The organism is Intrasporangium oryzae NRRL B-24470 (assembly GCF_000576595.1).
In the GTDB taxonomy this organism is placed as follows: Bacteria; Actinomycetota; Actinomycetes; order Actinomycetales; family Dermatophilaceae; genus Intrasporangium_C; species Intrasporangium_C oryzae.
Genome location: NZ_AWSA01000023.1, coordinates 1 through 15,658, shown reverse-complemented (window position 1 = coordinate 15,658; position 15,658 = coordinate 1). Strand labels below are relative to the sequence as shown.

Genomic DNA, 15,658 nt, shown 5'->3' with positions numbered 1-15,658 from the left:
TGCACGGAGCATCTCGGATGCCGGCGCCGAGGTCATCCGACTTTGGGCGCGTTGCGCGTCGCCGTCGAACGGTGCAGGCTTCGCCCGCCGTCCAGGGCGAAAGGTCCATCGAGCGGTCCTTCGAGGGGCAGCACCAGCCCAGCCCAGCGGCATACGCGCCCGACCGGAAGCCGCGGAAGCCGCGGAAGCCCAGCCGAGCCAATCCGTGGCGCGGCCCGGACCCCACCCCTAGGGTCGGGGAGGTGAACATCATCTTCGTGGAGCCCGCGTTCCCGGCGAACCAGCGTCGCTTCGTGCACGCGCTCGCGTCGGTCGGCGCGAACATCTACGGGATCGGTGAGTCGGAGGAGGGGCACCTCGGCGAGGAGCTCCTCGGCGCCATGCGCGGTTACCTGAGGGTCGGCTCGGTGACCAACGTCGATCAGATGGTCGAGGCCGTGCGGGCCTTCCAGGACCGGGTCTGGATCGATGCCCTCGAGGCGACCGTCGAGGCGCACACGATGCCGGCGGCGCAGGTCCGCGAGGCGTGCGGCATACCGGGGACGAGCGTCCGCACGACGTGGCTGTGCCGCGACAAGCCGTCGATGAAGGAGGCGCTGCGCCAGGCGGGCGTGCCGACGGCCGCGAGCGCGGCCGTCGAGTCGGCCGAGGAGGCGCACGCGTTCGCGGATGCCGTCGGCTACCCGCTCATCCTCAAGCCACGCGCTGGCGCGGGCGCCCAGGGCACGGTCCGCGTCGACAGCGACGACGAGATGGTGCAGGCCCTGCAGGTCTTCGCCCGCGAGGGGGCCACGTCGATCGCGATCGAGGAGTTCGTCGAGGGCCACGAGGGGTTCTACGACACGATCACGCTCGACGGGCGGGTTGTGCACGACTGGGCGACGCACTACTACCCCAACGTCCTCGAGGCGATGCGCCACCGCTGGATCTCGCCGCAGTTCATCACGACGAACCGGCTCGACGGCAACCCGTTCTACGACGAGGTGCGCGACCTCGGCCGTCGCGTCATCGCGGCGCTCGGCATCGAGACGTCGGCCACGCACATGGAATGGTTCTACGGCCCCAAGGGCCTGAAGTTCTCCGAGATCGGGGTCCGCCCGCCGGGCGTCGGCGCCTGGGACCTCTACTCCGCGGCCAACGACGTCGACGTCTACCGCGAGTGGGCGCACGTCATCACCCACCGCAGGCCCGACCAGCCGATGCGACGGACGTATGCCGCCGGCATCGTCGCGCTGCGACCTGACCATGACGGGGTGGTCAAGGGCTACACCGGCATCGACGAGATCCAGGGCCGCTACGGCGAGTGGATCCTCGACGGCCACTTCCCGCCGGTCGGCCATGGCACCCAGCCGGTCGAGGCCGGCTACATGGCCAACGCGTGGGTGCGCCTGCGCCACCCCGACTACGACACGGCGCGCGCGATGCTCGACGACATCGGCCGCACGATCCACGTCCACGCCGGCTGACCCACCGCCGAGACGGATGCCGCCGACAGTCCCATGACCACGATCCTCCTCGGGCCGCAACGGTTCACGACCACCGTGGGCGCGACCGTGCGCTCGCTCGACCTCGACGGACCGATAGCCGTCATCAACTCCGGCTGGGAGGAGCGGGAGTCCGACGACGGCGAGCTCAGCGCGATCCTCGACGGGCGCGCTCGCAACCTGCGCCTCTACCACCGGATGCTCGACGTCCTGACGAAGGACGACCACTTCGCCGCCGCCGCGCTCGACTTCCGCGACCGGCAGGACGAGCTCCGCGCGTTCTACGGCATACGCCTCCAGTCGGCCGTCGACGCCGTCCACGAGGTCACGCACCGCACGTCGATCCACGGCATCGGCCCCTTGGCCGTCGACGCTGCGATCGCCGCCGTCCGCGACGTCGACGGGTGGTATGCCGGCCAGCTCGCCGAGCTCTACCGCTCGGTCACCGACGTAGCCCCTCCCCTCGCGAGCCCGACGATCGGGTGGCACCGCGGAGAGATCGGCGCGATCCTCGACGACTGCGTGGCGGTCGCGGTCGCGGGTGGCAACGTGCGGACCCTGCTGCGCACCCTTCGGGTCTTCGACCTGACCCTCCCGGCGGACAAGCCCGTCGTCGCCTGGTCGGCCGGGGCGATGGCGATGACCGAGCGGGTCGTCCTCTTCCACGACTTCGCACCGCAGGGCGTCACGGCGGCCGAGCTCCACGACACCGGTCTCGGGCGCGTCCCGGGTGTCATCGCCCTGCCCCACGCGAAGCGCCGGCTGCGGCTCGACGACCGCGAGCAGATGCGGACCCTGGCGCGCCGCTTCCCCGGCGACCGGCTCACCCTCCTCGACGACGGGGCGATCGTCCGCTTCCCCGACGGGTCGGGCGAGCTGCCCGCAGGAGCCCGGACGATCGACGACGACGGCTACGTCCGGGTCGTGGGGGCGGCATGAGCCCGACCGAGCGCCTCGTCATCAACCGCCTGCGGGAGCGGCCCGTCGACGGGCCGGCCGTCGACCGCTTCCTCGCGCGGTGGGGCTCACCGATCATCGAAGGCGAGCGGGCGACCTTCCTCTACCGTGGCCACGTCGACCAGGCGTGGATCCGGCACCGCGTCGTCGGCCTGCCCGACCCGCTCGAGATGAAGCGGGTCGGCGACACCGACCTCTGGGCCGTGACGACGGTCCTGCCCGAGGGCTCCCGGGTCGAATACCAGGTCGAGACCCGGCAGGGCGAGCAGTACCACCGGTTCAACGACCCGCTCAACCCGCGCCTCGCGCACAGCCCGCTCGGCTCGTCGTCGGTGTGCGCCGCCATCGGCTACCGCGTGCCCGACTGGGTGGTGCCCGACCCCGAGGCGCGGCCCGGGACGCTCGTCGAGGAGGTCGTCCGGAGCAGGGCGCTGCGCCGTGACCAGCCGGTCCAGATCTACCTGCCGGCGCGGTTCAACCGGGCGACGAACTACCCCCTCCTCGTCGTCCACGACGGGACCGACTACCTCCAGTTCGCCGCGATGAAGACCGTCCTCGACAACCTCATCCACCGCCTCGACGTCGACCCGCTCGTCGCCGTCTTCGTCCCGCCCAAGGACCGGCTCAAGGAGTACCCCAACCACGCCCCGCACGCGCGCTTCGTCGCCCGCGAGCTCGTGCCGCTGCTCAACGAGCGGCTGCCGCTCGTCGACACCCCCGAGGCCCGGTGCCTCATGGGGTCGTCCTTCGGGGGCGTCGCGTCGCTATCGACCGCCGTCCGCTATCCCGGCTTCTTCGGCTCCCTCCTGCTCCAGTCGGCCTCGCTCGTCTTCACCGACATCGGCTTCGAGCACGGCGGCGGTCCGGCGTTCGACCCCGTGGTGAAGTTCGTCAACGCCTTCCGGGCCCGGCCGAGACAGGTCGTCGACCGGATCTTCATGTCGTGCGGGGTCTACGAGCCGCTCATCACCCCCAACCGCTCGATGGTCCCGGTCCTGCGGCACGCCGGCATGCGGGTCCACTACGTCGAGGCCCGGGACGGCCACAACTGGGAGAACTGGCGCGACCGGCTCGGCGACGGCCTCTCGTGGCTCTTCCCCGGGCCGCAGAAGTTCGTCTACGAGTGAGTCGGAGCAGTCGAACGGACCAGAACAGACCAGAGGAAGGCAGGACGGCATGAAGGTCACCGATCGCTGGCACTCGGACCGGCTCGGGCAGGAGCTGACCGTCGCCCGCTGGGGCACGTACGGCAAGCCGGTCCTGCTCTTCCCCACGGCGGGGGGTGATGCCGAGGAGGCCGAACGTCGCCGGATGATCGACTGCGTCCAGCCGCTCATCGACGCGGGCCGCGCCAAGGTGTACTCCTGCGACAGCATCGCCGGCCGGGCCATGGCCGAGCAGGTCGGGACGCCGGAGCACCGGTTGGCCCTCTTCAACGCCTTCCACGACGCCGTGGCCAGCGAGGTCATCCCGGCGATCCACTCCGACTGCGGCGGGCCCCTGCGGGTCGTCACGGCGGGCGCGTCGATCGGCGCCTTCAACGCGCTCGCGATGGTCTGCCGCTACCCCCACCTCGTCGACGCGGCCGTCTGCATGAGCGGGACCTATGCCATCGAGAAGTTCATCGGCGGCCGGTTCACCGAGGACCTCTACTACTCGTCGCCGCTGCACTTCCTGCCCGGGCTCGAGGGCCCGGCGCTCGACGAGCTGCGTCGGCGGATGGTCATTCTCGCCTCCGGGAGCGGGCGGTGGGAGGACGTCGGCGAGTCGTGGGCAGTCGGAAACCTCTTGGGCTCCAAGGGGATTCCCAACCGTGTCGACGACTGGGGGACCGCCTACGACCACGACTGGCCGACGTGGTGGGAGATGCTGCCGCTCTACCTCGACGACCTCCTGCCGTGAGCCGGACGACCCCACGCCCTTTCGTCCTGCTCAGCTCTCGCGCCGACGACCACCTCGCCCGGCGCGAGCTCGACAGCTTCCTGCGCCTGAGCGGCCTCCCCCGCGACGCCGTGGAGCACGTCCGCATGGAGCAGGGGCCCTTCACCCCGCTCGACCTCGACCGGTTCGCCGGAGTCGTCGTCGGGGGCAGTCCCTTCACGGTCACGGACCCTCCGGAGTCGAAGTCCGCGGTCCAGGTCCGCGTCGAGGCGGAGCTGGCCGGGCTCGTCCGAGAGCTCGTCGCCCGTGACGTCCCGTACCTCGGCCTCTGCTACGGCATCGGCGTCACGGCCCTCGCGCTCGGCGGCGTCGTCGACCGCGAGCTCGGCGAGCCCGTGGGGGAGGCGACGATCCGGCTCACGGAGGCCGCTGCCACCGACCCCGTGTTCGGCGGTCTGCCTGAGCGATTCGCAGCCTTCGTCGGTCACAAGGAGTCGTGCCGCCGTATGCCGGACGGCGCGGTCCTCCTCGCGACGAACGACGCCTGCCCGGTCCAGGCCTACCGGATCGGGCGTCGTGCCTACGTGACGCAGTTCCACCCCGAGCTCGAGGTCGAGACCTTCGTCGAGCGCATCCGCGCCTACGCCAGCCACGGCTACTTCCACCCCGACGAGCTCGAGGACCTCGTCGAAGGGGCCCGGGACGTCGACGTGTCCGCCGCCCACGACGTCCTGCGCCGCTTCGTCGTCGCGTTCGCCGACCCCGCCTGACGGACCCGGCCGGACCCTCCGGCGCCGGGCTCCGGTGATGCCGCCTCAGCGGGCGCCCGCCCGCCTGCGAGAGCCGGCCCAGCGGCATACGGGACGGGCTAGTCCCAGGCGGGCGCGTATCAGAGCCCTCGCGGACGGCTCTGATCTCCACGGCTCGCGTCAGCGGGCCCGCTCGGAGAGGTGGTGTGACCCATGAGTGCGACCGACGTGTTCCCGCTCATCAAGGCGCCGACCGGCTGGCCGGTCCCTCTCGTCGCGACGCTCGCCATGGTCTTCCTCGCCGGGCTCGACCTCGCGGGCGCGATCCTCGCCAAGGAGTGGGCCGAGAACGGCAACGTCCGCGCTCTCGTCCTCGGCGCCGGTGCCTTCCTCGTCCTCTTCTGGGTCTACGCCTCGTCCCTGCGCTACGCCGAGCTCGCTCTCGTGACCATGGGCTGGGTCGTCATCCTGCAGGTGGGCCTCGTCCTCGTCGACCGCTGGCGCTACGGCGTCGAGCTGCCCCCCGGCAAGTGGGTCGCCATCGGTGTGGTCCTCGTCGCCCAGGCGTACCTGCTCCTTGCCCCGGCCGCGTCCACGCAGGCGGGCGGCCCTCGGTGAGCCGATAGACTTTCGCGAAGGCCGGGGGCGTGGCGCCCCCGCCGACCTGTCTCTGCGCCGCCTCCGCTGCCCGGCGCGACCCATCGTGAGGACCTCGCCCATGCGCCGACCCGCTGCCCGCGTCGCGGTGCTCTGCGCTCTCGGGCTCGTCGGCACCGTCGGCGCGACCGCGTGCACGACGGCCGGCTCGATGACGAGCGGGGCGAGCAGCGCCGTGACCGGGTCGGGCGACGACGCGACGAGCGTGGGCACGGTGCAGGAGCCCACCTCGGCGACGAGCGGGGCGGTCGAGCCGCTCGTCGTCGAGACCGTGTTCGAGCACACCACGCTCGACCCGACCCGTCAGTTCGAGCGGAGCGGCGCGCTCGTGTCTCGTTCGGTGTACCAGACCCTGACGACCTTCGACGGTGCCGACCAGCAGACTCCCGTGGCCGGTCTCGCCGAGTTCACCATGGCTCCCGAGGGCAAGTGGCTGACGCTCCGCCTCAAGAAGGGCGTCCGCTTCTCCGACGGCACCCCCATCACGACCGACGACGTCATCTTCACCCTCGACCGCGCGATGGGTCTCGGCGGCCCGACCGCCGCGATCCTCGGCACGGTCAACGCGAAGAAGGTCGACGACCGGACCCTGACCCTCACCTCGCCGGGGTCGAACTTCTCGCTCCCCGCGGTCCTCGCCAACCCGTCCCTCGGCATCCTCAACTCCGCTGCGGTCAAGGCGCACGGCGGCACGATCGGCCCTCTCGACACGGCCAGGCCCTGGCTCGACCGGACGTCCGCCGGCTCGGGCCCCTACGTCATCGCCGGGGTCGAGCCAGGAGCGATCCGACTGGCACGCAACCCCTACTGGACCGGTCCGGCCGTCGCGTTCCCGGAGGTCCTCGTGCGCAACGCGGCCCCGGCCAAGCAGCTGGCCGACCTCCAGTCGGGCGCCGCAGACGTCGCCCTCGACCTCTCGCCCGCGCAGGCGTCGGCGGCTGAGGCGAAGCGCTCCACCCCGCCCGTCACCGTCCAGTCCGAGCGATCGTTCTCGACCGCCTTCCTCCTCCTCAACCGCGACCCGAGGGTCAACGCGTGGACGGCCAACCCCGACTTCGTCGAGGCGGTGCGCCTCGGCGTCGACCGTGCTGCGCTCGGGCTCGCGGCCGGCGACGCGCTCCCGGCCCGCGGTCTGATCCCGGCCGGTCTCGTCGGCGCTCTTCCCGCTGTCGTCAACCCCGCACCGCCCCCGTCCACCGGCCCGACGCCGAGCACCACGGCCTCCGGGCCGGGTGGGTCTGGGACCGCGCGCCCTGCAGCGACGCCGACGGGGACCCCGGCCCCGACGCTCGGGGGGATCCCCACCCCGCCGCTGACGCAAGCCCCGGCGGCGGGGCCGGACCCCGCGGCTGCCCGCGCGGCCCTCGCACGCTCCGGCTACCGCGGCCAGCCGATCCCGCTCGCCTTCGCCAGGGACCTGCCGATCCAGGGCATCCCGCCGGCAACGATCGCCTCCGCCCTCCAGCGGCAGCTCGCCGCCGTGGGGATCCGAGTCATCCTCGCGCCCGCGCCGGCCGCCAGTGCCCTCGTGACCTACCGCGCCGGGGGCGACGCCATGGGTCTCTGGGGCTGGAGTCCCGACTTCCCCGACCCGGAGAACCAGCTCGCCTTCGCCCCCGGCGGTCTCGTCGCCCAACGCGCACGGTGGCCACGCGGTATCGACCCCGACCTCGACGCCCTGACGGCCGCCGCCCAGGAGGCCTACGGCGCCGACCGCGCGGCGGCATACCGGGCGTGGCAGGACGCGATGAACGAGAGCTCGCCCTTCGTGCCCCTGATCCAGCCGATGACCCACTACGCCCACGGCTCACGCGTGAGCCAGCTCGCGGTCAACCCCGTCTGGGCCCTCGACATCGCGGCCGTGCGCTGACCCCTCCAGTGGGCGTCGGAGCCGGCGGCGTATGCCGTCAGCCGCCTACGACGCGGCCCGGGCCGCGACGCCGTCAAGGTGCAGCTCGACCGAGGCGTCCCGATGGGTGAACGTCGTGCCCACGTGCTTGTCGCTGATCGCCGGCCCGTTCTTGATGACATGGAACAGCGCCATCGCGTGACCGCGACCGAGCCCGTACTCATCGCGGAGCCACTCGATGACGGCGGCGGCCTTGGTGCCGGCGTCGAAGCCCTTGTTCTCTGCCTCCGCGAGCAGCTCGCGGGGTGTTCTGCCGGTCTTGGTCTCGATGGCGTCGAGGTAGGCCTGGAATGACATGTTCGGTCTCCTGTGTGTGCCCGACTGGGCTGTGGGATGCCTGACATCACGACGTCGATCCGCGCGAACGGTTCTCGACAGGGGCCTGCCCACGTGGCTCGGCCCGATGTCGCTGCCGGCCCCGACGCGTCTGTCCTGCGCAGTCAGTCGACGTAGCGGGCGGGATCGGCGATGACGCCGTGCAACTCGAGCAGGGCCGCGCCCGTCGCGCCAGGCGCGAGATCCTCGGGAGCGACGGTGATCTCCGGGGCGACCCAGCGCGCCGAGAGGACACGTTCGCCGAGGACCTGGGTCAGCTCCGGCGCGAGGAGGTCGCCGACCTGACCGAGGTGACCGCTCAGGACGATCGTCGGGATGTCGAGGACGTTGACGACCCCGGCCAGGGCGATCCCGAGAGCGCGCGAGGCCTCGGCGATGGCGGCGACGGCACCCGGGTGGCCGGCCCGGGCCTGCACGGCGAGCTCGGCGGGTGACGTGTCGGCAGGGAGTCCGGCCGCGGCGAGCATCGCCCGCCGACCGGCATACTGCTCGAGGCAGCCGGTGGAGCCGCACCGGCAGCGCGGCCCGTCGGGGTCGACGCACACGTGGCCGATCTCGCCGGCCCAGCCATGACGGCCCGACCAAGCAGCCCCGTCGAGGACGATCGCGCCGCCGATGCCGACCTCGCCGCTGAGGAAGACGAAGTCGCTGAGCGGACCGCGCCGTCCGGGAGCGGGCTCGGCGAAGGCCCGCGCAGCGAGGTCGGCCTCGTTGCCGACACGCACGTGCAGCCCGCCGACCGGGGCACCTGAGCGGCCGCCGGCCGCCCAGTCGCCGTCGGGACCGAGCCCGGCCAACAGGTCCGGCGTCGGGTCGACGTCCGACCACCCGAGGTTGGGGGCGCTGAGCAGGTGGCCCGCGGCCACGTCGACGATGCCCGGCAGGGCGAGCCCGGTGCCGACGAGCGTGAGCCGGTCCGGCCGCTCGGCGAGCACCCCCCGCGCGATCCCCCCGAGGCGCCGCAGCGTCGGCGCGGGCCCAGAACCGATGAGGTCGTCGTCGAGGACCCGCTCGGCGAGCACGCGGCCGGAGAGGTCCATGAGCCGCGCGGCGAGGTAGCCGGCGTTGACCTGCAGCCCCAGCGCACCGAAGCGACCGGCCGCCGGTCTCAAGGGCGTCGCCGGGCGGCCGGGCCCGGTCACGGCCGCGGGGGCGATCTCGTCGAGGACGCCGCCGGCGACGAGATCGTCGACCAGGCGCGACACGGTGGAGCGGGTGAGCGAGGTCAGGCTCGAGACGCCTGCCCGGGAGATCGGCTCCTCCGCGGCGAAGACTGTCGCGGCGACGAGGGCGAGGTTGGCCTCGCGCAGGGTCGACTGCCGGGCGCTGCGACGTGCCGTGGCGACCGCGCCCGCACCAGGTCTACTCGGCACTCCGCCCCCGGTCGTGGACCGCGAGGCGTTCCCCAGGGACGGCGATGCGGATGCGGACACGGGGTTGACCCTATCTCAGAACGATGGATAAGTTGCACTGAACAACAAAAGTCGAAGGAGACCCGATGGTGCGTCAGCCCACCCCCGAAGACCGCTTCTCGTTCGGCCTCTGGACCGTCGGCTGGGCCGGCGTCGACCCGTTCGGCAGCGCCACCCGGCCGACCCTCGACCCGTGGGAGTACTCCGACCGGCTCGCCGAGCTCGGCGCCTGGGGCATCACCTTCCACGACAACGACGTCTTCCCCTTCGACGCCGACGACGCCACCCGCGCGAAGGTCTGCGGCCGGCTCAAGGACGCGACCGACCGCGCGGGTCTCACGATCGAGATGGTCACGACGAACACGTTCACCCACCCGGTCTTCAAGGACGGCGGCCTCACCTCCAACGACCGGGGCGTGCGCCGCTTCGGCCTGCGCAAGATCCTCAAGGCGGTCGACCTCGCAGCCGAGATGGGTGCGTCGACCTTCGTCATGTGGGGCGGCCGGGAGGGGAGCGAGTACGACGGCTCCAAGGACGTCTATGCGGCATTCGAGCGCTACAAGGAGGGGCTCGACACCGTCGCCGGCTACATCAAGGCGAAGGGCTACGACCTGCGGATCGCCCTGGAACCCAAGCCCAACGAGCCGCGCGGCGACATCTTCCTGCCGACCGTCGGCCACGCCCTCGGCCTCATTGCCGAGCTCGAGCACGGCGACATCGTCGGCCTCAACCCGGAGACGGGCCACGAGCAGATGGCGGGCCTCAACTACACCCACGCCATCGCCCAGGCCCTGTGGAGCGACAAGCTCTTCCACATCGACCTCAACGGTCAGCGCGGCCTCAAGTACGACCAAGACCTCGTCTTCGGCCACGGTGACCTCATCTCCGCGTTCTTCACGGTCGACCTCCTCGAGAACGGCTTCCCCGGCTACCCCGACGGCCCCCGCTACACCGGGCCGCGCCACTTCGACTACAAGCCGTCCCGGACCGAGTACATGGACGGTGTGTGGGCCTCGGCCGAGGCGTGCATGGCGACCTACCTCATGCTCGCCGAGAGGGCTGCCGCTTTCCGCTCCGACGCCCGGGTCACCGAGGCGCTCGCGTATGCCGGTGTGCTCGATCTCGCCGAGCCGACCCTCTCCGAGGGCGAGACGGTCGAGGACCTCCTCGCGAGCGACGACGGCTTCGACGTCGAGAAGGCGGCCGAGCGGGACTACGGCTTCGTGCGGCTCCAGCAGCTCGCCGTCGAGCACCTCATCGGCTGACGCGCCATGGCTCTCGTCGCGGGCATCGACTCGTCCACCCAGTCGTGCAAGGTCGTCATCCGGGAGGCCGACACCGGCAGGCTCGTGCGCAGCGGCTCGGCCGCGCACCCTCCCGGGACGGAGGTCGACCCGGAGGCGTGGTGGACGGCGCTCGGGTCCGCGGTCGAGGCGGCCGGTGGCCTGGCCGACGTCGCAGCCCTGGCGGTCGCCGGCCAGCAGCACGGCCTCGTCTGTCTCGACCCGGAGGGGCGCGTGATCCGCCCTGCGCTCCTGTGGAACGACACCCGGTCGGCCGACGCGGCCGTCGACCTCGTCCGCGAGCTCGGCGACGGGGATCTCGCGGTCGGCTCCTCGCGCTGGGCCGACGCGGTCGGCACCGTCCCCGTCGCCTCCCTGACGGTGAGCAAGCTGCGGTGGCTCGCCGACCACGAGCCGCAGCACGCGGAGCGCCTTGCGGCCATCGCCCTGCCGCACGACTGGTTGACGTGGCGCCTCTCGGGGGCCGCGTCGCTCGACACCCTCGTCACCGACCGCTCCGACGCGTCGGGCACGGGGTACTTCGACGCCGTGACGGGCGCCTACCGCCATGACCTGCTCGCGCTCGCCCTGCGCCGGCACGTCGCCGAGGTCGCCGACATCGTGCTGCCGCGCGTCCTGGCTCCGAACGAGCCCGCCGGCCGTGGCGACGCCGCCCTCGGGCTGGGACACGTCACCCTCGGACCGGGCTGCGGCGACAATGCCGGCGCCGCGCTCGGCCTCGGTCTCGTTCCGGGCCAGACGAGCCTCTCGCTCGGGACGTCGGGCGTCGTCGCGTCCGTCTCGAGCACGCCGACCCACGACGCCAGCGGGTTGGTCTCGGGGTTCGCGGACGCGACGGGCCACTTCCTCCCCCTCGCGTGCACCCTCAACGCGAGCCGGGTCCTCGACGCGACCGCCGGCCTGCTCGGGGTCGACCACGCGGGACTGAGCGAGCTCGCGCTCGCAGCCACCCCGGGCGCCGATGGCCTCGTCCTCGTCCCCTACCTCGAGGGCGAGCGGACGCCGAACCTCCCCACGGCGACCGGTTCGCTTCACCACCTGACGCTCGCCTCGATGACGCGGCCCAACCTCGCCCGGGCCGCCGTCGAGGGGCTGCTCGGCCTCATGGCCGGGTGCGTCACGGCGCTGGCTGCCCAGGGCGTCGACGTGCGCCGGGTGACGCTGGTCGGCGGCGCGGCGCGCTCCGACGCGGTGCGTCAGATCGCGCCGTCCCTCCTCGGTGTCACCGTCGACGTCCCCGAGCCCGGCGAGTACGTCGCCGACGGTGCTGCCCGCCAGGCCGCGTGGGTCCTCTCGGGCGGGGCGACCCCGCCGGACTGGGCGATCGGCGAGGTCGCGACCTTCGACGCCGACCCCACTCCCGACGTCGTCGCCCGCTACTCCGCCGCCGCGGACGAGGTCGCGGCGCGACTCCGGGGGTAACGTCCGCACCGTGACAACCCCAGAGCCCACCACCCCTCGTCGTATGCAGCTGGGCCGGGTCCCGCACGTGCGCGGGCTCGTCCTCGCGGCGGGCGCGGGTCGGCGCATGGGTGGACCCAAGGCGCTCGTGCGCAAGACGGCCGGGGCCCCGACCCTCGTCGAGGAGGCCATCACCGCCCTGCTCGACGGTGGCTGCGAGGGCGTCACCGTGGTCGTCGGTGCGGCGGCCGCCGAGGTCACGGACGTCATCCGGCACCTCGGGCGAGACGTCGATGTCGTCGAGTGCGCGGAGTGGGACGAGGGCATGGGCGCGACCCTGCGGACCGGGCTCGCCTCGCTCACGTCGGCGACGCACGAGCACGCTGCCCCCGTCTCCGCCGCGCTCATCACTCTCGTCGACCTGCCCGACGTCGGAGCCGAGGTCGTGGCCCGGCTCCTCGCCTCGGGTCCCCGTCCGAGTCCGGTCCACGGTGGGCCGCCCGCCCTCGCAACGCGCCCGGACGGGCCCGGGAAGGCCCACGAGACGACGTCCGAGGAGCAGGCGGTCGGCGAGGAGGCCGACGAGGCGGCGCGCTGGCGAGCAACACTGAGCCGAGCGGCATACGCCGGAGTGCCCGGGCACCCCGTCGTCATCGGCCGCGACCACTGGGACGAGGTGATCGCCTCAGCGGTCGGCGACCGGGGGGCGCGCAGCCACTTCCGGGCGCACGCGCACGGGCTCGTCGAGTGCGGTGACCTCGCGTCGGGTCGCGACGCAGACCGGCCGGAGGACCTCACCCCGCAAGGCCCCTAGATCTCCCTATAGATGGCACGATCTATGGAGACCTATAGGGGGGCCATGGACAGTCCGTACAAGCCCGGGCCGGGTGCTCGACCCGCCGTTCTCGTCGGTCGAGAGCGCCAGCTGGCGAGGGCCGAGGCGCTGCTCACCCGGGTCGCCAACAGCGGCGCGCCGGCGCCCTCCGCGCTCGTCCTGACCGGCGCGCGAGGCCTCGGCAAGACGGTGACCCTCGGCGTCATCGGCGACAGCGCCCACGAGCGCGGGCTCGTCACGGCCGGGGTGGCCCTCGACAGCGTCTCCGACAACGCGCAGCTGCTCGCCACCCGGATCGCCGAGGCGCTCAAGGAGTTCGAGCACCCGGGGGCCCGGTCGGCATGGGACCGCGTCAAGGAGCGTCTGGCCGCGCTCTCGATCGAGGTCAGCGCCGGCATCGTCAGCGTCACGTCCGAGGTGCCGGCGGCGCGCGCCGAGACCCACAGCGCGACCGAGCGCGAGGCGCTCGCGTCCCTCATGGTCGAAGGCGCCCGGCTCGCTGTCGAGCACGAGCGGACCGGGCTCGCGATCTTCGTCGACGAGATGCAGGAGGCGCCGCACTCCGACCTCGTCGTCATCGCCAACGCCATCCAGGACGCCCTCATGGTGGCCGACGCGCCGCTCGCGGTCTTCGCTGCCGGCCTGCCGCACACCCCCGAGCGGGTCATCGCGGCGGCCTCGTTCACCGAGCGCTTCGACTTCCGGACCCTCGAGAGCCTCGAGCCCGACGCCGCGGAGCGGGCCCTCGTCGAGCCGGCCATCGCCCTCGGCGTCCACTGGGACGTGAGCGCCGTGCACGAGGTCGTCGCTGCGGCTGGAGGGTCGCCCTATCTCATCCAGCGGTTCGGCGACGAGACGTGGACGCTCGCGGCGCCCGAGGCCGGGTCGATCCTGGCGCGCGAGACCGCCGAGCGGGCCGTCGCCGACGTCCGCGAGAGCCTCGTCAACGGCATGTTCCGCGGCCGGTGGGCCAAGGCGACGCCGGCCGAGCGGGCGCTCATGGTCGCGGTGGCGCAGGTGGTCGACATGGACGGCGTGGCCCAGACCCGGCACCTCGTGGCCCTGACCGGCCGGACCACGGCACAGCTGAGCACGGCCCGTCACTCGCTGCTCGACAAGGGCCTGGTCGAGTCCGCGGGGCACGGGCGGCTCCGGTTCACGATGCCCGGGTTCGCCGAGTTCGTCCGCGCCCAGGCCGACGTGCCCTGGCTCGGCCCCGGCTCGGTCCAGGAGCTGCCCCGCGGCCCGGGGAACGCTCTCCCGCCGGGTTCACCGGCCGGATCCGACTGAGCGACGGCGTCGTAGCGTCGGGTGGTCGGGGTGATCCGCCTCGCTCGGGGCGCGGTTGCCCTTCCGTGCGGGTGGGTTGTCGGCAATGCTCGGGGCATGCAGCACGTCTTCACCAGTGCCGACGACGTCACGGCCGCCCTCGCCCGCACGGGATACCTCGCCGACGACGCCCTCGCGACGGTGACTTTCCTCGCGACCCGGCTCGACCGGCCGATCCTGCTCGAGGGTGAGCCCGGCACCGGCAAGACGGCGCTCGCCGAGGCTCTCGCCGAAGCGCTCGACCTCCGGCTCATCCGCCTCCAGTGCTACGAGGGCATCGACGCGACGCAGGCGCTCTACGACTGGGACTTCCCCCGCCAGATCCTGCACCTGCGCACCGTCGAGGCGCTCGCCCGTGCCGAGGGCGGCGAGTCGGCCGAGCCCCAGGAGGTCAGGGCGCTCGAGTCGGAGCTCTTCGACGAGCGTTTTCTCCTCGCCAGACCGGTGCTCGATGCCCTCCGGTCCGCGCCGTGCGTCCTGCTCATCGACGAGATCGACCGGGCCGACGACGAGTTCGAGGCGTTCCTGCTCGAGGTGCTGTCGACGTGGCAGGTGACCGTCCCGGAGCTCGGGCCGATCGTGGCCGCGACCCCGCCGCTCGTCGTGCTCACCTCCAACCGGACGCGCGAGCTCCACGACGCGCTCAAGCGACGCTGTCTCTATCACTGGATCGACCACCCGGGTCTGGCCCGCGAGCTCGAGATCGTCCGGACCCGCCTCCCCGAGGTCAGTGCCGGCCTGGCCGAGCAGGTCGTGACCCTCGTCCAGCGCCTGCGCTCGTCGGGCGACCTCATCAAGCCCCCGGGTGTCGCCGAGACGCTCGACTGGGCGCGCGCCCTCGAGGCGATCGGCGCGAGCCGGCTCGACGCGGAGGTCGCCGCAGCGACCCTCGGCACCGCCGTGAAGTACCGCGAGGACGCCGAGCGGGTGCGCTCGATGCTCGACACCCTCCTCACCGCGTGAGCAGCGCATGACCGAGGAACGACCGGTCGTGGAGGTTCCTGGCCCCTCTGGGGGCACCGAGCCTCCACCACCCCCTGGCATCCCCGCCGACACCGTGCTGCTCGGCTTCGCCCGGGCGCTCCGAGCCGCCGGCCTGCACGTGACCGCAGACCGCGAGCGCACGTTCCTCGAGGCCGTCGCGGTCGCGGGCCTCGGCGAGCGCAAGGCGGTCTACTGGTCTGGGCGCGCGACCCTGACCTCGTCGCCGGCGGACATCGAGCGCTACGACCAGGTCTTCACGAGCTGGTTCTCCGGCGAGGCGCACCGGTCGGGACGACCGGCGGAGCGGGTCAGCCAGCCGGTCCGGCGCGCCGCCCTCGAGGAGGGGTCCGGCGCCGGCGCCGAGCCCGGCGACGAGGAGGCCGTCGCGGCGCGCGCGAGCGCCCACGAGGTGCTGCGCCA

Annotated in this window: 14 protein-coding genes and 1 pseudogene; 13 read left to right on the top strand and 2 right to left on the bottom strand. The window is 72.9% G+C overall.

The window, feature by feature from the left end:
* Positions 1-242: 242 nt before the first annotated feature.
* The 7 genes from N865_RS11855 to N865_RS11825 all read left to right on the top strand — a co-directional run bounded on the left by N865_RS11855 (position 243) and on the right by N865_RS11825 (position 7,598).
* Positions 243-1,466 (top strand): ATP-grasp domain-containing protein, encoded by a 1,224-nt coding sequence (locus N865_RS11855; RefSeq protein WP_034806013.1) that lies wholly within the window; start codon positions 243-245, stop codon positions 1,464-1,466.
* A gap of 33 nt (positions 1,467-1,499) precedes the next feature.
* Complete coding sequence (locus tag N865_RS11850; protein ID WP_034806011.1) at positions 1,500-2,423, top strand: Type 1 glutamine amidotransferase-like domain-containing protein; 924 nt, start codon at positions 1,500-1,502, stop codon at positions 2,421-2,423.
* On the top strand, positions 2,420-3,568 hold the full coding sequence (locus N865_RS11845; RefSeq protein ID WP_034806009.1) for an alpha/beta hydrolase: 1,149 nt from the start codon (positions 2,420-2,422) through the stop codon (positions 3,566-3,568). Before N865_RS11850 ends, N865_RS11845 begins: the two co-directional genes overlap by 4 nt.
* A 49-nt stretch (positions 3,569-3,617) precedes the next feature.
* Complete coding sequence (locus N865_RS11840) at positions 3,618-4,343, top strand: esterase family protein (protein ID WP_034806004.1); 726 nt, start codon at positions 3,618-3,620, stop codon at positions 4,341-4,343.
* Positions 4,340-5,092, top strand: a complete 753-nt coding sequence (locus tag N865_RS11835; protein WP_034806002.1) for a glutamine amidotransferase — start codon at positions 4,340-4,342, stop codon at positions 5,090-5,092. The genes N865_RS11840 and N865_RS11835 overlap by 4 nt, the downstream gene beginning before the upstream one ends.
* A 192-nt stretch (positions 5,093-5,284) precedes the next feature.
* The gene (locus tag N865_RS11830; RefSeq protein WP_034805999.1) at positions 5,285-5,689 is read left to right on the top strand and encodes a hypothetical protein; all 405 of its coding nucleotides are present in this window, start codon (positions 5,285-5,287) and stop codon (positions 5,687-5,689) included.
* A 100-nt stretch (positions 5,690-5,789) separates the two neighbouring features.
* Positions 5,790-7,598: an ABC transporter substrate-binding protein gene (locus tag N865_RS11825; RefSeq protein ID WP_034805995.1), complete on the top strand. Its 1,809-nt coding sequence runs from the start codon at positions 5,790-5,792 to the stop codon at positions 7,596-7,598.
* 45 nt (positions 7,599-7,643) lie between these two features.
* Here N865_RS11825 and N865_RS11820 read toward each other — a convergent pair whose 3' ends face one another.
* Positions 7,644-7,934 (bottom strand): DUF4287 domain-containing protein, encoded by a 291-nt coding sequence (locus N865_RS11820; protein WP_034805991.1) that lies wholly within the window; start codon positions 7,932-7,934, stop codon positions 7,644-7,646.
* Between the two features lie 143 nt (positions 7,935-8,077).
* Complete coding sequence (locus N865_RS11815) at positions 8,078-9,406, bottom strand: ROK family protein (RefSeq protein ID WP_245603738.1); 1,329 nt, start codon at positions 9,404-9,406, stop codon at positions 8,078-8,080.
* Positions 9,407-9,471: 65 nt separating this feature from the next.
* Here N865_RS11815 and xylA point away from each other — a divergent pair, with 65 nt between their 5' ends.
* The 6 genes and pseudogenes from xylA to N865_RS11785 all read left to right on the top strand — a co-directional run.
* Positions 9,472-10,650 (top strand): xylose isomerase, encoded by a 1,179-nt coding sequence (gene xylA, locus N865_RS11810; RefSeq protein ID WP_034805985.1) that lies wholly within the window; start codon positions 9,472-9,474, stop codon positions 10,648-10,650.
* A gap of 6 nt (positions 10,651-10,656) precedes the next feature.
* Entirely contained in the window at positions 10,657-12,111 is a 1,455-nt protein-coding gene (locus N865_RS11805; RefSeq protein WP_034805981.1) for a xylulokinase, read from the top strand.
* Between the two features lie 10 nt (positions 12,112-12,121).
* Positions 12,122-12,904, top strand: a complete 783-nt coding sequence (locus tag N865_RS11800; protein WP_245603737.1) for a nucleotidyltransferase family protein — start codon at positions 12,122-12,124, stop codon at positions 12,902-12,904.
* A 45-nt stretch (positions 12,905-12,949) separates the two neighbouring features.
* Complete coding sequence (locus tag N865_RS11795) at positions 12,950-14,215, top strand: ATP-binding protein (RefSeq protein WP_034805978.1); 1,266 nt, start codon at positions 12,950-12,952, stop codon at positions 14,213-14,215.
* Positions 14,216-14,311: 96 nt separating this feature from the next.
* Positions 14,312-15,217: an AAA family ATPase gene (locus tag N865_RS11790; RefSeq protein WP_034805975.1), complete on the top strand. Its 906-nt coding sequence runs from the start codon at positions 14,312-14,314 to the stop codon at positions 15,215-15,217.
* A 7-nt stretch (positions 15,218-15,224) separates the two neighbouring features.
* Positions 15,225-15,658 (top strand): annotated as a pseudogene (locus tag N865_RS11785) (hypothetical protein); the annotation flags it as partial.